The organism is Faecalibacterium sp. DFI.5.82, assembly GCF_029076575.1.
Lineage (GTDB): Bacteria > Bacillota > Clostridia > Oscillospirales > Ruminococcaceae > Faecalibacterium > Faecalibacterium duncaniae.
This window is the reverse complement of record NZ_JARFIS010000003.1, coordinates 70,630-91,431: the sequence shown is the minus strand read 5'-3', so window position 1 is coordinate 91,431 and position 20,802 is coordinate 70,630. Positions and strand designations below refer to the sequence as shown.

The 20,802-nt window shown below is 45.3% G+C and carries 22 protein-coding genes; 12 read left to right on the top strand and 10 right to left on the bottom strand.

Going from position 1 to position 20,802, the window contains the following annotated elements:
• The first annotated feature begins 11 nt into the window (after positions 1 to 11).
• The 4 genes from P0G09_RS06090 to P0G09_RS06075 all read left to right on the top strand — a co-directional run bounded on the left by P0G09_RS06090 (position 12) and on the right by P0G09_RS06075 (position 4,336).
• Positions 12 to 998 carry a hypothetical protein gene (locus P0G09_RS06090; RefSeq protein ID WP_215663637.1) on the top strand — a complete coding sequence of 329 codons (987 nt, stop codon included), beginning with the start codon at positions 12 to 14 and terminating at the stop codon, positions 996 to 998.
• Positions 999 to 1,430: 432 nt separating this feature from the next.
• Positions 1,431 to 1,841, top strand: coding sequence for a sigma-70 family RNA polymerase sigma factor (locus P0G09_RS06085; RefSeq protein ID WP_217296188.1), 411 nt, complete (start codon positions 1,431 to 1,433; stop codon positions 1,839 to 1,841).
• Positions 1,842 to 2,273: 432 nt separating this feature from the next.
• Entirely contained in the window at positions 2,274 to 2,540 is a 267-nt protein-coding gene (locus tag P0G09_RS06080; RefSeq protein WP_217296187.1) for a DUF6870 family protein, read from the top strand.
• A gap of 116 nt (positions 2,541 to 2,656) precedes the next feature.
• Positions 2,657 to 4,336 (top strand): recombinase family protein, encoded by a 1,680-nt coding sequence (locus tag P0G09_RS06075; RefSeq protein WP_217296186.1) that lies wholly within the window; start codon positions 2,657 to 2,659, stop codon positions 4,334 to 4,336.
• A gap of 48 nt (positions 4,337 to 4,384) precedes the next feature.
• Here the strand turns inward: P0G09_RS06075 and P0G09_RS06070 are convergent, their stop codons facing one another.
• Genes P0G09_RS06070 through P0G09_RS06060 form a run of 3 tightly spaced genes read right to left on the bottom strand, consistent with a single transcriptional unit; the run spans position 4,385 to position 6,823 of the window.
• Positions 4,385 to 5,545, bottom strand: coding sequence for a hypothetical protein (locus tag P0G09_RS06070; protein WP_275252217.1), 1,161 nt, complete (start codon positions 5,543 to 5,545; stop codon positions 4,385 to 4,387).
• 12 nt (positions 5,546 to 5,557) lie between these two features.
• On the bottom strand, positions 5,558 to 5,803 hold the full coding sequence (locus P0G09_RS06065; RefSeq protein WP_275252216.1) for a hypothetical protein: 246 nt from the start codon (positions 5,801 to 5,803) through the stop codon (positions 5,558 to 5,560).
• A 12-nt stretch (positions 5,804 to 5,815) separates the two neighbouring features.
• Positions 5,816 to 6,823 carry a WYL domain-containing protein gene (locus P0G09_RS06060; protein ID WP_275252215.1) on the bottom strand — a complete coding sequence of 336 codons (1,008 nt, stop codon included), beginning with the start codon at positions 6,821 to 6,823 and terminating at the stop codon, positions 5,816 to 5,818.
• 253 nt (positions 6,824 to 7,076) lie between these two features.
• Between P0G09_RS06060 and P0G09_RS06055 the strand changes: the two genes are divergently transcribed.
• Positions 7,077 to 7,418: a helix-turn-helix domain-containing protein gene (locus P0G09_RS06055; RefSeq protein WP_275252214.1), complete on the top strand. Its 342-nt coding sequence runs from the start codon at positions 7,077 to 7,079 to the stop codon at positions 7,416 to 7,418.
• 78 nt (positions 7,419 to 7,496) lie between these two features.
• Here the strand turns inward: P0G09_RS06055 and P0G09_RS06050 are convergent, their stop codons facing one another.
• From P0G09_RS06050 to P0G09_RS06030, 5 genes are all read right to left on the bottom strand, one after another.
• Complete coding sequence (locus P0G09_RS06050; protein WP_275252213.1) at positions 7,497 to 8,753, bottom strand: AAA family ATPase; 1,257 nt, start codon at positions 8,751 to 8,753, stop codon at positions 7,497 to 7,499.
• A gap of 16 nt (positions 8,754 to 8,769) precedes the next feature.
• Entirely contained in the window at positions 8,770 to 9,417 is a 648-nt protein-coding gene (locus P0G09_RS06045; protein WP_275252212.1) for a relaxase/mobilization nuclease domain-containing protein, read from the bottom strand.
• On the bottom strand, positions 9,392 to 9,631 hold the full coding sequence (locus tag P0G09_RS06040) for an antitoxin (protein ID WP_215675153.1): 240 nt from the start codon (positions 9,629 to 9,631) through the stop codon (positions 9,392 to 9,394). The genes P0G09_RS06045 and P0G09_RS06040 overlap by 26 nt, the downstream gene beginning before the upstream one ends.
• 349 nt (positions 9,632 to 9,980) lie before the next feature.
• Positions 9,981 to 10,178 (bottom strand): helix-turn-helix domain-containing protein, encoded by a 198-nt coding sequence (locus P0G09_RS06035; RefSeq protein WP_112115936.1) that lies wholly within the window; start codon positions 10,176 to 10,178, stop codon positions 9,981 to 9,983.
• Positions 10,179 to 10,480: 302 nt separating this feature from the next.
• Complete coding sequence (locus P0G09_RS06030) at positions 10,481 to 12,061, bottom strand: hypothetical protein (RefSeq protein WP_275252211.1); 1,581 nt, start codon at positions 12,059 to 12,061, stop codon at positions 10,481 to 10,483.
• Positions 12,062 to 12,462: 401 nt separating this feature from the next.
• On the opposite strand from P0G09_RS06030, the gene P0G09_RS06025 reads away from it, so the two are divergent.
• The 7 genes from P0G09_RS06025 to P0G09_RS05995 all read left to right on the top strand — a co-directional run bounded on the left by P0G09_RS06025 (position 12,463) and on the right by P0G09_RS05995 (position 19,177).
• Entirely contained in the window at positions 12,463 to 14,172 is a 1,710-nt protein-coding gene (locus P0G09_RS06025; protein ID WP_275252210.1) for a hypothetical protein, read from the top strand.
• On the top strand, positions 14,132 to 15,292 hold the full coding sequence (locus P0G09_RS06020; RefSeq protein ID WP_275252209.1) for an ATP-binding protein: 1,161 nt from the start codon (positions 14,132 to 14,134) through the stop codon (positions 15,290 to 15,292). The genes P0G09_RS06025 and P0G09_RS06020 overlap by 41 nt, the downstream gene beginning before the upstream one ends.
• 19 nt (positions 15,293 to 15,311) lie before the next feature.
• On the top strand, positions 15,312 to 15,599 hold the full coding sequence (locus P0G09_RS06015; protein ID WP_275252208.1) for a hypothetical protein: 288 nt from the start codon (positions 15,312 to 15,314) through the stop codon (positions 15,597 to 15,599).
• Between the two features lie 90 nt (positions 15,600 to 15,689).
• Positions 15,690 to 15,926 carry a hypothetical protein gene (locus P0G09_RS06010; RefSeq protein WP_112115941.1) on the top strand — a complete coding sequence of 79 codons (237 nt, stop codon included), beginning with the start codon at positions 15,690 to 15,692 and terminating at the stop codon, positions 15,924 to 15,926.
• 312 nt (positions 15,927 to 16,238) lie between these two features.
• The gene (locus tag P0G09_RS06005; RefSeq protein ID WP_275252207.1) at positions 16,239 to 17,273 is read left to right on the top strand and encodes a tyrosine-type recombinase/integrase; all 1,035 of its coding nucleotides are present in this window, start codon (positions 16,239 to 16,241) and stop codon (positions 17,271 to 17,273) included.
• A 304-nt stretch (positions 17,274 to 17,577) separates the two neighbouring features.
• Positions 17,578 to 18,681, top strand: a complete 1,104-nt coding sequence (locus tag P0G09_RS06000) for an ATP-binding protein (RefSeq protein WP_112115943.1) — start codon at positions 17,578 to 17,580, stop codon at positions 18,679 to 18,681.
• Positions 18,647 to 19,177 carry a hypothetical protein gene (locus tag P0G09_RS05995; protein WP_242982830.1) on the top strand — a complete coding sequence of 177 codons (531 nt, stop codon included), beginning with the start codon at positions 18,647 to 18,649 and terminating at the stop codon, positions 19,175 to 19,177. The genes P0G09_RS06000 and P0G09_RS05995 overlap by 35 nt, the downstream gene beginning before the upstream one ends.
• Positions 19,178 to 19,450: 273 nt before the next feature.
• Here the strand turns inward: P0G09_RS05995 and P0G09_RS05990 are convergent, their stop codons facing one another.
• On the bottom strand, positions 19,451 to 20,110 hold the full coding sequence (locus tag P0G09_RS05990; RefSeq protein ID WP_275252206.1) for a helix-turn-helix transcriptional regulator: 660 nt from the start codon (positions 20,108 to 20,110) through the stop codon (positions 19,451 to 19,453).
• Positions 20,091 to 20,768 carry a DUF3990 domain-containing protein gene (locus P0G09_RS05985; protein WP_275252205.1) on the bottom strand — a complete coding sequence of 226 codons (678 nt, stop codon included), beginning with the start codon at positions 20,766 to 20,768 and terminating at the stop codon, positions 20,091 to 20,093. Before P0G09_RS05985 ends, P0G09_RS05990 begins: the two co-directional genes overlap by 20 nt.
• Positions 20,769 to 20,802 lie beyond the last annotated feature (34 nt).

Sequence of the window (20,802 nt, the reverse complement as noted above, 5' to 3'; positions counted from 1 at the left end):
ATCAGCGGCAGGTGAACAACCTGCCGCTTTTTTTAACTACACATAAATCACAAACTAATCCCAAAGGTATCCCAAAATGCTTTGCTATACTTGGGGTACATTCAAAGAAAGGATTGGTAAACACTATGAGAAGAATGGCATTATGCGCTGCGTCCATGCTCTTGTTAGGCTGTTTGGCTGGATGCAGTACGACACCACAGAACAGCCAGGAACAAGGTAATCCCGTTATCAAGGAAGAAATCAGTCAACCTCTTGGCGGTTCTGAGGCGCTGGGAAACAGCGAGGACAGCTCGGCACTCTCCGCCGCAGACAAAGAAAAAATGTTTGCACCTTATGAACAATACGGGATGACCTATGACGCGGTCAAAGATGAACTTACCTATAACGGGAATTTGGTTCGCTGGTTTGAGGACTATTATCCCATCAGTAACAACGAAACCGCCGGTATTGATTTTCTAAATGAGAACGGCACAGTAGATGTGTATGCTGTACGGGATTTAGAGAGCTTTTCAAAAGCGGCTGACGGCTCCGTTGATCCGGCGGGTAAACTGATTGGCTTAAAAGAGTTTACCCAGCAGGAATTTGACGCACGGGATATTGAGGCGTTGAAAAACAGCACATCCGTTGCTATGGCAGGAACGCCGCTTGAAGATAGCGAAACTGCAAAGCTCGTTGCAGAGTATGAGACATTTGGAGTAACCTATGATGCCGAAAAAGATCAGTGGTATTTCAATGGTGAGGAAGTCCGCTATTTCCGGGATGTTCTCACTTCTAATGGTGAAAGTCTCACCAGCGGAAAATTCCGAGGCGAAATGAGAACGCTTGGAAGTGGTGTTGGCACAATAGACATTTATACCGTTCGTGATTACGGCCACTTGAACAGCGAACATCACGGAACATTAACTGGCATCGAGAAATACAGTCAAGAGGAATTTGACGAGCATACACAGGCCGGAATGTCTGGAAATCAGCCCATAGGTAATGCAAGCCATAACTAAACAAACCATCTATCTGCCGGACGACGGCAAAAGAAAAAAAGCCGTCGTAGAGCAGACAATTTGACACGCCCATTTGAAACGGCGGCTTTGATTTTCAGAGCCGCCGTTTCTCTTTGGATATTCAGTAACCCCACGGCGGCCCATAGGAGGGTGTCGCCGTGTCCATCTTACTTTCTCACAATTCCCATGACCTTCACCAGCTAAAAAAAGCGTAGCTCCCCCTCCGGGACAGTCTGGCTATGAAGGTACAATATATCAGTACAATTATGATAATGTAATTTCATGCGTCTGCATAGTGTCTTGCTGTGCGGGCGCTTTTTTGTGCTTCGAGACAAATTGTCCCGAGGTGCGGGGCGGCTCCCCAGGATGCCGTTCTCCGCCGAGCCCCGTTTCGGTCACTCATCCACCCAACACCGAAACGGAGGTTTATTTATGACTACAATCAATCTGAAGGATTTTTATTATTGGTACACACAGGATCAGTTTATCGAGGTTTCTGACGAGGTAGCCGAAGTGTTTATGTCCGATGCCCGGCACGAAATGGCCTACCAGCGGCGGCTCTCCCGGCATAAGGCGCAGTATTCTCTGGACTGCGATGACGGGATCGAATATTCCGCCTGCCTGTATGAGCCAACGCCCCAGGAGCTTCTGGAGCGCATGGAGCTGTTCATCCGTCTGTGGAACGCACTCAATTCTTTGCCGGAGATCCAGGGCCGCAGGATTGATGCCCACATCATTCTTGGAAAGAGCATCAAGGAAATTGCCGAGGCCGAGGGCGTACATGAGGAGTCTGTCCGCCAGTCGATCAAGCGTGGCCTTGAGCGTATGAAAAAAACTTTTTGATTTTTTCATTTTCCCCACTTGGAAATGATGAAAAAATGTCTCGGTTTATGAAAGGAGATATTCTTCTTTCCGCAGATAAGCAGCGGCGGCCCCGGGCATAGTCCGGGGAGCCGGGCGGCGGGTGCGCTGTGACTTTTTCTTTGGAAGAACGAGCGAACAACACCAACGCCGCAACTGGGCCGGGCCAACCCACGGCCACGATCCGGCATAGGACAGGCTGGCCGCCTGTCTCCCCGGCTGCCCTCTTATCTGCGAGGGAACGCCGCTCTGAGTATTGTTGTCTTTGGACAGGGCAAGAAAATGGGAGCGGCGTTCTCTATTTTATACTTACATGGAGTGAGACAAGAGGACAGCATCGTTTAGGTGCTGCCCTCTTGCGTTTCCCCGCGATATGCGGGAGGCATATCCTATTTTTGATAAGGAGGTTTTACCGTGAGATTAACGGCAAAGGAACTGGAACAAATGAAAAGCGTTGACATCGGCGCAGTGGCTCCCGAGTCCCTGCCGGATGTGAGCAGTATGGCCTTTGACACCTCTCTCCCCCGGGAGGAGCGGATCGCTCTGTTTTTGCAGGCGGTAGAAAATCCATACTGCTTTTGCATCGGTGGGATCGGTGTAAAGATTGAATTTGCGGAAAGCGGGCCGTCCTTGCAGGACACGCTGACGGACTTCCTGCTCCGGCAAAAAAGCGGGCTGTAACTTCGGTTATGGCCCGTTTCTACTTCGAGACAAAGTGTCCCGAGGCGGAGGCATCCTTGTTGTCCCGCCCGGGCAGAGGTATAATATAGATGTAATGTGATAGGGAAGGAGGAACAATGGCACGAACAAAAAACAGAGGATTGCAACAGAGTTTCTCTCCCTCTTATACCGTCCGCCGCTGGCGGCTGGGCGCATACATCCGGCTCTCCAAGGAGGACTTGAAAAAGGGAAAGGATGACAGCAACAGCGTCATCAACCAGCGTGATCTGCTCAATGACTTTTACCAGAAGCATATCGGAGAATTTGAAAGTGTTTCCGAATATGTAGACGATGGACACACAGGAACGGACGCCAACCGGGAGAACTTCCAGCGGCTCCTTTCCGATGTAATGAGCGGAAAAATTAACTGCGTGGTAGTAAAAGACCTTTCCCGTTTTGCGAGAAATTACAGTGATGCGGGAAGTCTGATTGATAACCTGTTTGTTCAGATGGGTGTCCGTTTTATCAGTCTTGCTGAAAATGTGGACAGCTATCTCAACCCGGACAGCGTTTCCAGTATTATCGTCCCGATTACGAATGTAATGAACGATCAATACTGCTACCAGACCTCAAAGAAGATCCGCCAGGTCTTTGACTACAAGCGGCGCAACGGGCAGTACATCGGCGCATTTGCCCCTTATGGATATGTAAAGCACCCAAAGGACAAGCACCAGTTGATCATCGATCCCGATGCCGCTGAAATCGTCAAACTTATTTTCTCTTTGTTTCTAAAAGGGACATCGAAACGGGCCATCGCTTTGTATCTGAATGAACACGGCGTACCCAGCCCCTCGGCTTATAAACTGCAAAAGGGCATACCTGTTTCAACAAGAGGATATGACGATCCTATGTGGGGAGCCCGCATGATCCACTCCATTCTTACGAACCCCACCTATACCGGGGATTTGGCGCAGGGCCGCAGTCGGGTAAAAAGCTATAAGGTACACGAGGTTGAAAGCGTCCCCCGTGAAGAATGGGTGGAAGTAGCTGGTACGCATGAGTCAATCATTGATTATGAAACCTTTGATAAGGTACAGGCTCTTTTACAGCGTGATACCCGTACTTCTCCAAAAGGCCGGGAAGTCCACCTGTTCAGCGGTTTTCTGAAATGTGCTGACTGCGGGCGGGCAATTACCCGGAGCGTAGGCAACAACAATAATGTGTACTATGCCTGTTCCACCTACAAGAACCGCTCTCGGACAGCCTGCACAATGCACTCGATCAAGCATAACCGTCTGGAGGCCGCTGTCCTCTTTGCGGTACAACAGCAAGTCCATCTGGCTGTTTCATACTCGGAAATGATTGCCCGCATTAACACCGCCCCAGTCAAAAAGAGCCAGTCCATCCGTTTGGAAGAACTGATTGCTGCGAAAGAGCGGGAACTGGCAAAAATCAGCCGCTACAAGCAGTCCCTTTATCAAGACTGGAAAGACGGGGAAATTACCCAGCAGGACTACCGGGATATGAAAGCCGATTATGAACGACAGATTATCGCTCTTACGGATGTGCTGGCCCGGCTGAACGCTGAACGGGCGGAACTGGCAAACGGTGTAAAGAGTGAACATCCCGCATTGGTGGCATTTACAAAACATCAAAATATCGACCAGCTTTCCCGGGAACTTCTCGTTGAGCTGATCGACCATATCAAGGTTTATGAGAATGGAAACATTAGTGTGAGATTTAAGTTTGCGGATGAATTTAGACGCATAGCAGAATACATTGAAATCAACACCACAAAACCCGCAGTAGCGGGCTAACCCCCGCTACATACCCCTTTGACAGTGTGTTTTCCTAATAGGAGCTAATCATATTGTGTTGATTTGTGCAAGCTCTTTTTCATACGCATCATAATCAATCGCTCGCAGCACCTGTAGTTGCTGATTCAGTTCCTGATTGATTTTCTCTATATATACTGCAAGGTCCGCATAGCTTAGGTCATATCGAATGATCAACTCTGCAAGCGCACGCTTTACCAGTTTATACCACGCAATCAAATTCAGGTGCATAAAGAAAACCAGCATATTTCCGCCAGACCGTACTGCTGCATCCACGCCATCAACAATACAGAGCGTGCCATTTCCGACCAACACCATCATCCGCAAGTCAGGCTGCTTGTCGGATGGTATGCACTCAGAAAGTTGCTTTTTATCTCCAAAGAACCGGCGAACTGACCAGATAAAGCGGATACTTAAATCACACAGCACAACGGGAATCGCCATGGTAAGACCCCACCGCGCATCATATCCATCTTGAAAAGCTTTCGTTGCAAGAACTGCTAATGTATTGCGATTTTCCCCAACTTGGAAACTGCCAAAATCACACAAACCAAATAGTTCGTAAAATGGAATCACTATGCCGCTTCCACGACCGCCATTAGCATTTCCACGACCACCAGAACTACCTGCGATGTCTGACATTAGATGACCAAACCAGTTTACAGTTCCGCAAAACAGCCGCGAAATAAAATCATGTCCTTGTAATTCACCCGTATCCGTCTGTATTGTAATCAATTGTCCGTTATCCAAAAACGTAGATGTCCCTGTAAACTGATTCACCAGTGAGAAGAATAGGCCAATAATATCCGGTGCATGAGCCAACGACTTCATATGGTGATTCCGAGTGGACATTTTAAACGCCCGTCCAACATCTGCTCCATATCTTTGGTCATAATTTACCGGAAATTTCTTTTCGAGAAAGCCAATTGCACTCGAAATACTTTTCTCTTTTCCTGCATGGGGAGTCCATCCGCAAATTTTCGCAAATCCCATTACAGCCTTATCTACCTGTGCATCCGTCCAACCACCCAGTTTGCTTTCTCCGGGCATTCCGACAAAAAAGGAATCCACAAGACCTGCTACTGCGCCACACCCCGTTGCCACAAGATAATCATATTTGTCACAGAGTTTCGCTCCCTGTTGTGCGATGATCTTCGCTTCTACCCGTTCAATTTCGGCTGTCGTTGCCATAGAGCTTCTCCATTATCTTCTTTTGATTACGAGTTTTCCTTTTGTATAGGATTGAAGCTTATAAAACTGCAGATAACGTGCAAGACCTAGTTTTAGAGGGCCTGCAATGAGTGCTGCCACTGCCGGGTTAAAAGCAGACGTCAACTCTGCTGAATAGCGCTCCATGATTTTGTCTGCATACGAAGTTACAATCGTGATTTCCGGTGCCTTTTCTTTTAAAGCATTACGCAACTCGGTTTCATTTGCTACAATCTTCATAAAATAGCCTCCTTAGTATTGGTTGTTCATCCTTTCGATTTCCTGCTTCATCTCCTGCACCAGCGTTTCCGGTGCAGTCACCTTGACCTTACTGCCCTGACTGAGCAGCCACATTTTCACGCCGGTGCCGAACACCTCTGCTTCAATGGAGCAAACACCCTCTTTTTCATCTACGACTTTTGCCATCGGGAACTTGTCCAGCACAGCTTCCACCGATGGGCCATAGTAGTTGAAACTGATTCTCTGCGGCTCACCGCCGAACATGAACTGAGTGCGGTTCTTATATTCACCCTCTTTGAAGCGGTCTTTATAAGGAACAGAGAACTTTTCTCCTGTTTCCTTGATGGAATGTATCCTATCAAGCCGGTAAATGGTGGGATAAGGATCGTTCTTTTTGTAAAAAGCCTCTCTGGTGGAATGATCTGTGATAACACCCATGAGATAGAAATAATACTCTGAGAACATCAACCCAACCGGCTCAACCATCCGTTTTACGATCTGACGATCCTTTAGCTTCCGATACTCAATTTCCAGCACCGACTGATTTCGGATGGCCTGTGCCACCATCCACAGATTATCCGGGTCAATGGCTGCATGAGCTGGGTCGTGATAGTGGAACAGCTCATTGCTGATAAACCACTCAATGTCGCTTTTTTCTTTCTGCGACACACAAAGATTCAGGATGATTTGTAATTGCTTCTCGACCTGCTCTTTGGTAAAAGCTCGGCTTTCCAGCAGAATCTTGCACAGGGCCAGAACCTCACCTTTGGAAAGTCGCTCAACCTCCTGCGTTATCAGACGGTAGCCGTTTTCCTTTTTGTCGTACTCGATCTTTCGTACAATGCCTTCTTTGGCGCACTGTTCCGAAAGAAAATCCCGGATACTGTCAATGTCTCTCTGAATGGAGCGGACGTTCACATGGTACTGCTCTGCGGCCTGTTGCTTATTGATGAGCTTACCGGAAAGAAAATCCTGATAAAGTTCCAAAACACGGGTCGTTTTTAAGGTGTCTGCTGTCATTGGCTTGTCCTTCTCTTTGGTTCAGCCCCATTATAACAACGAAGATGGACAGGGAGTGTCTACCATATCATTTTCTGGATCTTTTTACTACAAATTTTGTCGAATCGTTTTTCTTCTTGTATCATATCACCCAAATCAGACGGCAGTAATGTGATTTTTACTATTCAAAGTATACGACTTATACAATTATCGGTCAAGCCTTGGAACAATAAAATCGTAAGTAATCACTACGATTTTTACAAGGAGGTCAACCATGGAACGAGAGAAGCCTACATTTGATATTTTAGGGCGCATTGAACAGGAGCGCCTTGCCCGTGGCTGGTCTGAGTATGCCCTTGCAGAAAACTCCGGGCTGACCCAATCCACCATCTCAACATGGAGAAGAAGAAATCTTCAGCCGAATGTTGCTTCTATCGAGAAAATCTGTGCAGGCTTCGGCATTACCCTCTCTCAGTTCTTTCAGGAGGAGGACTCAGTTTATCTGACGAAGGAGCAAAAGAAGCTTCTTGATCTCTGGGCTAAGCTCTCTCCTGTTCAAAGAGAGGCAGTTACTAAAATGCTGTGTGCTTTCCTATATATAGAGGAAGAACCCTGAGTTTCAACTGCATATTGCCAGATAAAAGCGGCCAAGCCTCAAAAAGCTTGACCGCTTTATCCTTTTGAATAATAGGGTTTAGGTACAGGATTCCCGGATTTTTGCCAGATCACTGTTCAGCAGCGTTTCATGTTCCAGAAGTTCTTTCTGGACAGCAAGCAGGAAATCTCTGTTGTCATAGAGAATCTTATAGGCTCTGCGGTAAAGTTCTTCCAGTTTTGCTGATTTAATTGCTTCATTATAGGAAAGTCTTGGTTCAGACAATCTATTTTCGCTAGGTTCAACTCCTGAAAAACCTCCACCAGCAAAGTGACACAGCCAGATATCCAGAAGTTGGTCTGCTTTCTTAATATCAGCCGCTGCACGAATGTCCATGATTCCATAGATCAAAGCAGTTCCCGCCTTGCCTGCCAAGGTTTTTATGATCTCATCCTGAAATTCTTTTTCGCTCTTAGCATAAACAGCAAACCCACTCTCCATACCACCAATAGCACCATGACTTCCGCGAATTGTAATAATCCCAATGCTACCAGAATGCAGAACCTCTCCCACAACAGCATGCGCAGCCTCGTGCACCGCAATCATCTGGTGTTCCTGCGGATCCTCCTCACAGTCCGTTTTTCTGAGATTATAGACCACTTTTAAAAGTGCATCTATAATGTCTTCCTTCTGAACATGTGCATGATCACGATAGACACTATTGATTGCCGCGAGATTCATTACCGTTTCAAGCGTTGCACAGCTCACCTGCGGCATAGCCTTTACGATATCAGAGATCTGTACATCTTTCGCCAGATTTTTATCACGAAGATAATAGCTTACAATGTTTTCTGCCGTTTTACCAAGTGGTGGATTCAAATTCAGAATATAGTCAAATCTTCCCGGTCTTAATAAACTCTGCGGCATGTACCTTGTATCATTTGTCGTAGCAATTACAAAGATATCCGCATCGCTTGTCTCGTCAATACAGGCTTGTAAACAAGCCCATTCCGGAGCATAGGGAGAATTGGATTCCACATAAAGGTTCAGATCTTCTAAGAGCAGTATACTCGGTGCCTCTTCTTTTGCAACGTCAAAGATATCTTTCATCTCACCCAGAAATGTATTTCCTTCGTTGATCCTTCGAAAGACGAAGGATTTTCGTCCAGACTCTTCCATCAATATCGATGCCATCAGGCTCTTTCCTAATCCGGGGGCAGACTCCATCAGAAGTCCCCTTGGCATGGACACCCCTTTTTCTTTATAAGCCTCCGTCCGTTTAAGAACATCTGCTATCTGCCGCAGCGTCTCTTTTATCGAATCGTAACCGATCACTTTTTCATCAAACTTATCCATTGTGCTATCTCCTTTTTTATTTACCTATTTTAGCTCGTCTATTTTGCACCATTTGACCTTTTGCAGTTATCGGAACGCTTCCGTATCGAACGATATCGTCACCATACAATGCGGCTTCTCTTGACTGCCTCATTTGGATATTATTTTGAAGCATCTCGTCGAACTCAGATTTCCACTGATTTGTTACTGACACGAGCATTTTTCTCTCAGCTTCCCACTGAATATGAAACATATTCTGTGTTTGAAACGATACTGCACAAACTGCAAAATGAATATGTACATTAAATCTATCCGCATGAATTCCGTAAGCTGTAATAAAGCCATTCCTTGCATAGATACTTGCTATTCTTTCTGCCAGAGATACTACATCCTGTGGCAGAATACAATCCGTTGCCGCGAAAGAAACAATGCGGTGTTTTGCAAACTGCGTAGTTCCTTTCTGTCTTCTCCTGACTGCAAAAAGCATCAGGTGATAAACTGCGCTCGGATCACACAAATATTCATTGGGAATCATCGCTGGCTGACAACCTGCTAAGGTATTTGTTATAGTATTTGCTCTTTGACTATCTTCTGCTGTCTTATCTAATCTAAGAATATATTGCAATAAATGTTTTAAGTCCTCCGAAGTTTCATACTTATCATTTTTGAGTTCGATATAACACATACCTATGAACCTCCTCTTTTACTCCTTCCCAATTTTTTTCACTCGCATAATTTCCAATATTAGATATGATTTCATCAACAAGGTCTGCATCTATTTCAGTAAAGTAGATTGCACTCTTAAATACTTCTGTTGCTTTTTTACCAGTTTCATCCATTCTCTGTTGTAGATGAATTTTATCTTCAGCGGTCAATCGTATATTAACAGTATCTCCCATTATAATTGCCTTCTTTCGATCCATAGAGTTTCATGCGAACAAATTCAGAAAAACAAAAATAAAATATTATTTATGACGGCATCCGCCTCCCCCTAGCAAGAATAGCCAAATGTATATACACTACACATTCGGCCATTCTTGTGCGACCGTTTGTACTACAACTATTCCATTCGGCCGCTTTATTCTAATGTTAGTGCCTTTAATAAAGATCAACTTCTACCTTCCTTCTGCTCCATGCATTATTTAGCATTAACACTGGATTATCTACATGTGCATTCCTCTATCAAACATTATTTTCAAGCAACAGAAAACCCACATGGAGTCATTATCCATGTGGGCATTTTTCGTATTACCATCCAGTAGCTTTCATATGAGCTTCCTGCACAATATATTCTTGTACTGCTCTCTTAGGAATTTTCCAAACTCGACCGATCCTCATAGCTTTTATTTTTCCCGACTTCAAAAGCTTATAGGTGGTATTCATACCACATCCCAGCATATCGGCAACTTCTTCCGGGGTTATCAGGGTATCGTAATAATCAAACATAACGGCCAATCCTCCTTTGATGGTTTACTATACTGTTGCCGAATGTCAAATCATACTAGATACAGAGAAAGGGCAACCACTTGCGTGGTTGCCCTAAATTGGTGTCATAATACTATAATGCAGCCTTCGTTCCTACACTTCTGAAAAAATTTTGCTTGGAACATTCCCATTTTCCTGGTATTAGGGAACATTTAACGCTGAAGTTTTTTCAGAAGTGTAGGATTGCAGCTTTTCCCATCACTGTTGTCAGTTCGCATTAGCTGAACTAGTACGTCCATTGTTTCTTCTTAAGAATTAAATATTCAAATAATGGCCTCCTTCAACCCCTTACCAACTGACCTCTTAGGCATAATTTCATTAACCTCTTTTAACGTTATCGGAATCGGCAATCGTCTTTTTTCTTGCAACGCATCCATCAGATAGTCCGATATCATGTTCCTCATTATCGAGTTTTTCCTAGCATTACTTAAAAGTTCATCATCAAATGTCATCGCACTCATTTTCAAGTTATTTTTGTTAATATAATCAGACAATTCCTTATACATTATTGAAACCTCTTTTGCGTCATTCTTTTTTGATTTCGATTGTTCTTCCTTAATATTTTTGCTCAACACAACACAAAAGCATGACGTAAATATCGGAAATATCCAATTCGACCAACAATCCATTTCTTCTTCATACACCTTTTTCCATCGTTCAAAATAAGATGCATCAATTGTATCACTATTCATATCTTTCAGACTTCTCTGAACGCCCGATTCTAAGGTTTCCATCATACGATCTTTTTTCAGCATTAATGAATCCTGAAATCCTTGAAAAGACCGATCTAAAACTTCCGTTCTATTATATATATTTCCCAATTCAAAACAGCGACTAAACAATATTATAGATGCTGGATCTGCAAACATTACATCGCTTCGAGCACCTGGAAACTCTCGGATATTTTTCAACAGATCTGCCAACATGGTACAGTTCGTAATTCGTTCGATTTCCATTTGGATATAAAGCTTATCTGCTGCTGTCAAATGTTCAAGCTCAACTGTTGTCAGATGCTTTTTTTGATCTTTATCGTCGTAGCGTTGTTCGCAGAAACTTGTTAGCTCCTTGTGCAACCGCTGCAGTTTTTGTATTTGTAGCATACTAAGCGTCGTATGATCTTGTCTGGCTTCTTGAATAGTTCTCAGGATATCCAACTTTTTTGAAGAACGCTTTAGAATTATCATTAAATCCAAATCACTGATTTTTAAATTACTTTTCCATTTCTTTTTCGGATCTGCGATATTCTTTTCTTCAAAAAAGAAACTTTGATAGGCCGGTAAAAGGGTGGCAAGTTTTGCATCCACATTATTTACGGTCTTTTTTAATGGTTGGTTACGGCTTCCAAGTTTTTCTCCTAGACCTTTAACTTCTAACTTTTTCTTATTTATTGTAAGCGATTGGTCATTCTCAAATGTATAGATTCTTCTGTTAAAAAGGTCATCCATTCCTGTAACAAAGTTACTTAAAATATCATCTGCTTCCAGTCCCATATCGAAGGCTTTGGCATCAAAAAAAGCATATTCACCCGCTGCATATACAGTCATCGTATTTTCTTCGCCAATGATTTTACGAACCATGCAATACAGTTCAGGTACTGCTGCATCCGAAAGTAGTTCTCGTCTTTTTACCTCGAAAAGTTCTTTTCTTGGATCGTTGATATGAAATGGGCGATTTTTCCAGTAATTTGAAAACAGTGACTCTGTCATCCTATACGCCTGATCCAAAGAGCACGCAACCAAATTACCTTTGAGACGTTGTTCTGCTTCAGGAATCTCTAACCGGAAGGTGTATCTAATTACGCTCTCCGCTTCTGCTACGCGTCTTATAAATTCTGATTCTCTCATAATCCCTCCATCATCGCAAGCCGTTTGGTTGTTGGTCTCAACAATTCAGCATCATTTTAGTTGTTTGAAATACTAAATCATCAAATATTATATTATAAAATGTATTCTATCAAAGATTATATTGCATATTTATTGTAATTACAATAGTCTTTTACACCGTAAAACCAAAATTATATTCGCGATTTATATTGTACCAAGTTTAGTTGTATAATGCAGTCACCGGAAGCGATCCGGGGACTGAGCCAAGCAAAACAAGGCTCACTCGATGCACACATAACCGGCAGGAGGTATAACGATGATCTACAATACAGCATAGCCCTTGAGGTACCGGCCCCTTGCTACGAAGGAAACGTAGCAGTTGATCCTTGAAAACTAAATATAGAAAAAAGGAGATGTATTGCATGGGCACTTATCAAGCGCCGCAAGTTCCGCAACCAGGTGTCACATTTGGAGATGAACGGCTCGTTGATCCATGGGCAGTAACCATGCTCCAGAATACCTGTAGTAATCTTCAGGTGCAAAACATGGCGTTGCAGCAAGAGAACGCCGCTTTGAAAAACAGAAGCCAATCTCTACAGCAGCAGAGGGAGAATCCGCTTTGTAAAGCAGCTAATCGCGCCTACCTGCGAGAATTCACCGCATATAAAACAGAGAGTCTCGTAGAATTTCCCGACGGAAGGTACCACCTTGTTAAGGAAAACCCTCTTGGTGAACCCTACAAGGTTGTCAAGCCCGTGTCAGACTGTACAGAATTCTCTGCTCGATATGCGATCGATCCACGGGACGGCTCTACGAGTATTGAAGTCCGGTACAGACTTCCTAACGGAACTCTTTCAGGCTTCCGTGTTGCCGATGACAAATTTCAGCAGAACGCTTTGATTCAAGGATTTTACAAAAGTGGCGGCACACTCCGCTGTGGAAAAGATGGTCCCCGGTTATTTTACATGCTCATTGCGCAGCTTTTGAGTAAGCAGGAGATCTATTTTCAACCTATACCCGGGTGGAATATCAACGCATCAAGGTGGTTTTTCAAAGAGTCGACAGGATGTGAGGCGCCACTGGATAGTCCGATTCTTCGTCCTGATGCTCTGACATCCGAAGACCAACTGATAATGGCCGCAGTCATCGGATTATCCTTCTTGAAGACACGTCTTCCTGAAGACATGCAGCCGACTAAGCCGTTTGCTGTGATCTCTGAGGGTTTTTCGATCACTACGGAAATCACTCTCAATTGCAAGCTCGCCGAGCTTAAAAAGCAGCTGATCCATCATCGAGACGACTTGCTCATCCATGTCCGTGGCGGATTTGCGTCCAACCGGTATCAGAAAGCTACGAATTATGATTACCTCTCCGATGAAGCCGAGAAGGGAAGCGCGAGTCGTTCGATCTACATTGTTCAGGCAAAAGAATTGACGCCGGAGATTCGTGAGCATTGCATTCCGATCCAGTTAAATCCAGCAGAGGCTTGCTCCGCTACTACCGGTGTAGATTCTGTAACATGGGGTGATTTGATTTCCTTGGTAGAGGGCAATCCAAACGAATTTGATTCCCGCGTGTATCGCGCATATAAGGAGGAACGTGACAGAATGGATGGATCAAGTTTTTGTCAGGAAATTGCCGTTTTACGTGCTGTAAGTGAAATCATTTGCTGGACGTTTTCTCAAAAAGCGTCTTTATCTGAAGAGAAGGTTCGAGATGCTTATAAAACCGCCTTCGATCACTATCCTTCCCGGTGGGATTCCATGCTAAACACAACCGCATCGGATTGCTTCCGCAATGCCCTTTATGCAGCTGCACGCGAACAGACCATCCGATTCCGGGACATTGGTGATTTAGACGAGACTTATTGCAAAGAAAAGGAGGTACTATATGATGAGTATAAGCTCTATCTCACCCTTGATCTTGTGAAACGTTTGGTTGCAAAGCGCATGCCGGAATTTCTTACATCTGACGTTCTGGCTCAGTTGACTGAAGCTGGCATTCTTTCGAGCTCTATTGTAAAGACGCTCAGGCTCTCTACCGGGCATTCCAAAAATGTCAGGCTTCGATCAATTAATCGCAGCTTTGTGAATGGATATGGTCGTCGTGACATTACAACTATTTCAACCTAAAGGAGGTTATCTTATGATTTCAAGGCCAGAAATCCAGGCATTCCTTGGCACGTATCAGGAAGGTGCTGAAAAATTCCCGGTCCACCTTCAACTTCACCCCGGAGTTGATCCTTCCAGTATATTCCTCACTGGATCAAGCGGCAGCGGAAAATCCACAGCGGGGCAATGCATGGCAATTCAGTTCGCTAAGCAAAGAATTCCCGTGCTCGCATTGGACCTTGGACACACTTTGTCGCCTGATCACATTTGCCCACCGCTGTCCTCTGAATTTGAGGCACTGGCAATCAGGCATGATCTCTACGCTGAATCTGTGGCCACCGACATTCTCAATCCTAAACTTTGTGGAAGCAATACAGAGTCCCCCTATGACACGGCCTATGGTCTTTGCCAGATCATTGGACAAAATAATCGTTTTGGCCCTGCTCAAATTGCATCGCTCACAGCCGAGGTCAAAACGATTGTGGAGTGCCGGGAAATTTGTCCCCATATCTTCCCAAGCATTCTTGAGGCATTGAAAAGTTCCACTTCTGCAAATGTCCGCATGTTGGGAAATCGACTGGAGCCGCTTCTCCAGCATGATGTGTTTGAACGCCGCCAAAACGGAAGCTCTTCCCTTCCGATTTCGCCTCATATACATATTTTTGATGTGAGCAGCTATCCTGATACAATCAGGACTACCTTGGCAGAACTTCTGTTATACGATTGGTTTTGCTCCGCTCGTGCGCTGCAGATTCCCATCGTCATCATGGTCGATGAAGTGCAGAATCTTAGGCTTGGTCGCGGCACGATTCTGAATCGAATTATCACAGAAGGCCGCAAGTTTTCAATCGGTTCTATGCTAATCTCACAATCTTTGAAGGGCTTTGCTCCAGATGAGCAGTTGGCGTTGAGTCAGACTGGAACCAAGCTTTTCTTCAAACCGCCGCTCACGGAAATTCGAGCCTGTTCCGAGATGCTAGCCGAACCAGTTCGGCGTTCCGGAACGGTCGAGCTTCTTAAAAAGCTGAAGGTCGGTCAGTGCCTTCTGTTATCCGATTTCACGTACATCGGAGACTCGCTCCAACCCAGCTCCGACTGTATTCAGGTAAGCATCAGCCTTCCGACATCTATTATTAAATAAACAAGTAGGAGGATTTATCATGAACATCCCAGATGGATTTTTTGAAAACCCTGTTTCTCCCGAGTACGCTGATCTGCTTTCAACTATGGGCGCCCCAATTTACTTTACAGAGGCTCCATGTTGCCACTCCGGCGATTGTGGATACCTCGATTGTGATGGTGTCCTGTTGCATGACCAGAGCCTATTCTTTAACTGCGGCTATGTCGTTCCTCCTTTAAACGCCCAATATGAGGAAGTACAACCCGATTTGCATTCTTTGGAGCGTTATGACTTTTCAAAAATGCCAGATCTTCCCTGGTACCCTTAATCACACTTTAAGAGTCCTATATCTGAGAAAGATATTCTTACTTTGAAGCCGCCTGTGCTTTCCATCATTTTACGAAAGGAGAGAAAAATTATGATTGATAAGCAACAGGATTTTCTTACACTAACAGGTGCCGCACGCCGTGCACGGAGCGAAGGTTATGATATAACATACCACAGTCTCCGCAATCTCGTAGCCGCCGGTTACATAAGTCACGTACCGAACGGATCACGTATCTACGTGTTTTACCCCAATGTGATCCGCTTTCTCCAGAAGGGGCTCACGGCTGAGCAGAGCCTGGACTACCAGCTCTCCCGCGCCCGTAACTGATCTAACCGTTCGCCCTCAGTATCCTCCGATGCTGAGGGCATTTTTTGAAGCAGGAGGTTCAAATCTATGTTCTGTGAAAATTGCGGTCATCAAATCTCAGATACCGCTAAATTCTGCTCTGCCTGCGGTCATCCCGTTGGCACAGCGCCATCCCCCAGTGCAGTAGCTCCACCTGCCGTTCCAGCCAAACGAGAATCGCCCCGGCTGAAAGCCTCGTCTGGCAATGGCAGCATCACACGAATGTCCGGAACACGCCGGAAGCCATGGCTGCTCCGAATGCCAATCCCCGATCCTCACACCGGAATTACAGTCATGAAGGCTGTTGGCACCTACGTTACCCGTGAAGAAGCAGAAGCTGTCCGCGCCGAAATGATGAAGCGTCCGACCACACCTTATCAGGACTCTACCCTGCAGGACTGCTTCCGGATGTTCAAAGAGTCCCGTGAATATAAGGGCCGGTCCGATAAGGCTCGCGAGCTCTATGACATTGCGTGGAAATATCTCCGTCCGCTGTGGCACTTCAAAATTGCCGCCCTCTATGCGCAGGACTTTCAAAACATCTTAGACAAGATGGCCGATAACGGCCTGTCTCAAAGTATGTTGGAAAAAGAGCGTACTCTTATCAGTAAGCTATATCGCACAGCCATTGGCTGGCGTGTCGTGGATGCCAACCTTGCATCTGTCCTGAAAGTCGAAGGACGCAAATCTCCGGAACGCGAGATTTTCACGGACGAACAGGTGACGCTGATCCTGAGCCAGAAGAACACGCCCACCGGGCAGATGGTAATTGCTCTTCTGGCCTGCGGAGTGCGTATCTATGAGCTGCTGCACTTCAAACACGAAGATTTTCACCGCACGGAATCCGGTGCTTATCTGATCGGCGGCTGCAAGACCGAGGCCGGACGCAACCGCATCATTCCCATTCTCGACTTTGGCATCCCGGTTTTTGAACATGCGTATGCCACCTCTGTGGAAAACGCTCCGCTCTTTCCCAATGGAAAAGGCGGTTTCTGGAATGAAAAGAACTGGCGTAACCGCAAATTCTATCCTTTCCTGGAGGAAATCGGCATCCAGCCGAATCCTTACGACGAAAATGGTAAGCGCAAGCCGGAGTTTGCCGGGAAGCTTGCCACCTATACGCCCTACACCACCCGCCATACCTACGCCAGCCTTTGTGACCGCGCAGGCGTCAACAAGGATATCCTGAAACGCGCTGTCGGGCACACGCCCAAATCCAAAACGCTGGATGAAGTCTATCTCCATCCGAAAGCGACCCAGATGATCGAAGCCTTTGATAAGGCCAATCAGCTGGTCAATGATGAAGTTCTGACCACAACGAAGGCATAACAACTTCAAAGAGAAAAGCTGCCGATCCGTGAGAATTTTTCTCTCATGGATGGCAGCTTTCTTTTTTGCACAATTCACTTTCGAGTACTCTGCTTCATTCTTGCTTACCTTTGCGCCCGATCCAGAACAGAAATCACCGTTTACAGGCACCATTTGCAGGTAACCTAGAAAACAGAATAATAGCACTCCGATGCCGACAAATCTGTTTTCGACACTATATTCGACGATTAATCCGTTGCAATCACAGGTCATCCGTGGTATCATTAGTTCGTAGGATTCAATGTAATGGAAAGCTGGTGTTCAAATGATTGTTTTAAACCTTACTTTAGATCGCATTTACGGATTCAATGATTTCAATATCAATTTTACCTATCCAAAGAAAATCGTTAATTCCATCATCGAAGCTGAACATTTGGCTGGTAGAGAACGCTTTCGTTATAAAAAGGCCGTTATTTTGATGGGGGCAAATGCAACCGGAAAAACCAGTCTCGGTAAAGCTCTTCTCCGTATTTTCGGATACATTTCCTCTGGAAATTCTTCGCTTTTATATGATATGGTTTCCGGTGAGCATGGAACTTTTTGTATCGATTTTGTCAACGGCGATTATCGCTTGCAGCGCATCTATGCCACTATTATTCCTGCTAAAACTACAGTAAATATTCGTTATGAAACCGCTGACATTGGCACCATGGACTCTTACGAGAAGTGCATTGACAAGCTGACTGATCATACTACTGAAGCTACGCAAACACCCACATCCCTAAAAAATTGTGTTGGCAGGTTCCAATATCGTTTTGCCTATCCCGAAATCGAAAAATCGCTTAAGCTGACAACGGACAACAAAAAAATTCTTCTAAAAACTCTTCAAGCCGTAATTGGCACGCTTGATCCCACACTTCAAGATGTCCAACTATCTAAGGATTTAAAAGACACTTTTATTATTCGCCGCAATGACACTGAAATCATTATTCAGGAAGGGAAACTGCTAAACCGTGATGTTCTATCCAGCGGAACGGCCGAGGGCATTGATGTTGCCATGTTCCTAGCCTCTATGGTTGCAAGAGAAGGCAGCTTCTATTATTGCGATGAACACTTTTCTTATATTCAGAGCGATATCGAAAAACGTATCTTCGGCATCATGTTAAACCAGCTTTCTAATGATGAGCAATTGATTTTTACCACTCATAATACGGATATGCTTGATTTGAATCTGCCAAAGCATAGCTATATTTTCTTAAGAAAGCAGTTGGAGAATAATGATTATAAAGTTTCTGCCATCTCCGCATCTGATGTCTTGAAGCGCAACACAGATTCCTTACGCAATGCAGTAGAAAACGATGTGTTCTCTTCTCTGCCTCAGGATTCCCTATTGGATGAACTGGAAATGGGGTGGGCTAATGAACAGTAAGTGCATCTACTACGTTGAAGGCCCATGTGAGCAACAGCTGATCGCCGCGTTAAAAGAGAGTCCCGCAAAACTCGTTCCCGGAAAAGTAAAGATCTTTAATGTTGTTCAAAACCTAATTCCAAAATCGCAAATGCTTTCTATCCAAGCTGGCACTATTGTGATATTGGTTTTTGATACGGATGTTCCCGTTACAACCAATCTCCAGAAAAATCTAGAATTACTTCATCGTTACTGTGGAAAACTGCGAATCGTCTTCTTGCCACAGGTCTTAAACCTAGAAGATGAACTTACTCGCTGTACAGATGTAAAATCCGTTACAGAACTTACCAAGAGTAACAGTATCAGAAACTTTAAAACCGACTTTTGTAAACTAAAAGTCAAGGATTGTCGTGCTATGTTGGAGCGACACGGTCTTGATGTCACAAAGCTCTGGACAACAACTGTTCCCTCTGCATTTTCTTTTATTGAAGGCAATAGCAACCAAGCCAAATTGTAAAGAAGTGTTTCACACAAGTTCGACAAGTCGCTCTGCTTCCCAGAACGACCGCCCTATCTGCGCTTTCCTTTCCTTCACGACTGCATTGTTCCCAAGAATGAACCCGAAAAATGTACGATTATGACATCAATGGGAAAAGCATCAATAGAAAATCCGCCGTGATCATAACAACTTCAAAGAGAAAAGCTGCCGATCTGTGAGAATTTTTCTCTCATGGATGGCAGCTTTCTTTTTTTGTTTGCACAATCTGTGTCAGGTCTCATCGCTTCATTCTTATTTAAAATTCAGCGGTGGAACTTTCTCCATCAGATCCTCCACGTTACAATTCAGCGCACGCGCAAGGCGAAGCAGCGTTTCTACTTGTGCTTTGTTGATGTCCTTCTGTCGCTGTTCGTACTGCTGGATGGTACGCACAGGCACATCGGCCTGTCCTGCCAGTTCCGATTGGCTCAATCCGGCCAATGCGCGCAAGGCTTTCAGGTTTGTTTCCGGCTTTGCCGCACGGTACAACTCGTTCATCTTGTCTGCAAACTGCCGTACATCCATCTCGTGGTAGGGCGTATACAGCAACCGCACCTCCGTGATAGACACTGCCTGTTCAATCTCCGCAAAGCGCAGACCGGTCAGCCACTGGTAATAGGCAAGAGCCCAGCCCATCCAGTATTCCGGGCTGCGGTCGTAGGCATACGAGGGTTTCTGCATGGGCACGGCTTCGCCCGCCTGCTCCAATACAGCGCGGGCAAGTTCTACACCGGACAAGCCCACCAACACAGAACAATCCCCCTGCTCGAACCGGGCAGACAGTTCACTGGTCACAAACCACTGCCATGCCGTCTCCAACGGATAATGCAGATCGTTGACAAGATAATCCAACATCCGGGCAAGATTTTTCTGTGCAGCAGAAAGATAGCTTTTATCGTAAGCGTGGATCATTGGACTTCATCTCCTCGTCGAGAATCGTGGTAATATAAAGGTCTCCCCTCTGACGGCGGTTGCGCTCCACGTCAAAATATTGGCGGCGGGCTGTCTGGTCACGGAAGGCCTTTTTCTTATACCATTCTTTAGAGTCTGCGGTCTCATAGCCGAGAAATTCCAGCTGTTCAAAGGCCGCTTTGCTTTTCAGCACGAACTGCTGCCCCAGCTTGCCCAAGCGCATGGCATTGCACAACTGGCGGTAAGAGATTGCGCCGTTGATAAAATCGGATGCAAAGGAAAAATAGCTGTCATCTGCCCTGTAGCCAATGATGATATCAGCAGACTTATAGTCGAGGTGAAAAGTGTTCATCAGGTATTCTTTGGCTTCTGCGGCCAGCGGGGCAGAAGTATCGAATTCGCGATTCTCCAAAAGAATCGTCAGCCAATGCAGCATCGTGTAACCGGGAGCGTTCAAATCCAGAATGGTCAAACCGTCGCATTCGATTTTATACCGGTTAGCGTAGCCATTGTGGTCGATGCCAACGCCCCACTCTTTGGCCATGTTGGGGTTCTGAGTGCAGTAAAAGCCGATGCCATAGTCATTGTAGGGCTTGCCATAGCCGAACTTTGGCTTTTCAATAATATGATCCGAACCGTGATAAATTGTTTTTTCCACAGAACCCCCTCCTCGCTCTAATTATACTTCCGCA

What these genes read in the sequence shown, in the direction of transcription:
- P0G09_RS06085 (WP_217296188.1), top strand. Translation starts at nt 1,431, where the DNA reads ATGACTACAATCAATCTGAAGGATTTTTATTATTGGTACACACAGGAT.
- P0G09_RS06075 (WP_217296186.1), top strand. Translation starts at nt 2,657, where the DNA reads ATGGCACGAACAAAAAACAGAGGATTGCAACAGAGTTTCTCTCCCTCT.
- P0G09_RS06070 (WP_275252217.1), bottom strand. Translation starts at nt 5,545, where the DNA reads ATGGCAACGACAGCCGAAATTGAACGGGTAGAAGCGAAGATCATCGCA.
- P0G09_RS06065 (WP_275252216.1), bottom strand. Translation starts at nt 5,803, where the DNA reads ATGAAGATTGTAGCAAATGAAACCGAGTTGCGTAATGCTTTAAAAGAA.
- P0G09_RS06060 (WP_275252215.1), bottom strand. Translation starts at nt 6,823, where the DNA reads ATGACAGCAGACACCTTAAAAACGACCCGTGTTTTGGAACTTTATCAG.
- P0G09_RS06055 (WP_275252214.1), top strand. Translation starts at nt 7,077, where the DNA reads ATGGAACGAGAGAAGCCTACATTTGATATTTTAGGGCGCATTGAACAG.
- P0G09_RS06050 (WP_275252213.1), bottom strand. Translation starts at nt 8,753, where the DNA reads ATGGATAAGTTTGATGAAAAAGTGATCGGTTACGATTCGATAAAAGAG.
- P0G09_RS06045 (WP_275252212.1), bottom strand. Translation starts at nt 9,417, where the DNA reads ATGTGTTATATCGAACTCAAAAATGATAAGTATGAAACTTCGGAGGAC.
- P0G09_RS06040 (WP_215675153.1), bottom strand. Translation starts at nt 9,631, where the DNA reads ATGGGAGATACTGTTAATATACGATTGACCGCTGAAGATAAAATTCAT.
- P0G09_RS06035 (WP_112115936.1), bottom strand. Translation starts at nt 10,178, where the DNA reads ATGTTTGATTATTACGATACCCTGATAACCCCGGAAGAAGTTGCCGAT.
- P0G09_RS06030 (WP_275252211.1), bottom strand. Translation starts at nt 12,061, where the DNA reads ATGAGAGAATCAGAATTTATAAGACGCGTAGCAGAAGCGGAGAGCGTA.
- P0G09_RS06025 (WP_275252210.1), top strand. Translation starts at nt 12,463, where the DNA reads ATGGGCACTTATCAAGCGCCGCAAGTTCCGCAACCAGGTGTCACATTT.
- P0G09_RS06020 (WP_275252209.1), top strand. Translation starts at nt 14,132, where the DNA reads ATGGATATGGTCGTCGTGACATTACAACTATTTCAACCTAAAGGAGGT.
- P0G09_RS06015 (WP_275252208.1), top strand. Translation starts at nt 15,312, where the DNA reads ATGAACATCCCAGATGGATTTTTTGAAAACCCTGTTTCTCCCGAGTAC.
- P0G09_RS06010 (WP_112115941.1), top strand. Translation starts at nt 15,690, where the DNA reads ATGATTGATAAGCAACAGGATTTTCTTACACTAACAGGTGCCGCACGC.
- P0G09_RS06005 (WP_275252207.1), top strand. Translation starts at nt 16,239, where the DNA reads ATGAAGGCTGTTGGCACCTACGTTACCCGTGAAGAAGCAGAAGCTGTC.
- P0G09_RS06000 (WP_112115943.1), top strand. Translation starts at nt 17,578, where the DNA reads ATGATTGTTTTAAACCTTACTTTAGATCGCATTTACGGATTCAATGAT.
- P0G09_RS05995 (WP_242982830.1), top strand. Translation starts at nt 18,647, where the DNA reads ATGAACTGGAAATGGGGTGGGCTAATGAACAGTAAGTGCATCTACTAC.
- P0G09_RS05990 (WP_275252206.1), bottom strand. Translation starts at nt 20,110, where the DNA reads ATGATCCACGCTTACGATAAAAGCTATCTTTCTGCTGCACAGAAAAAT.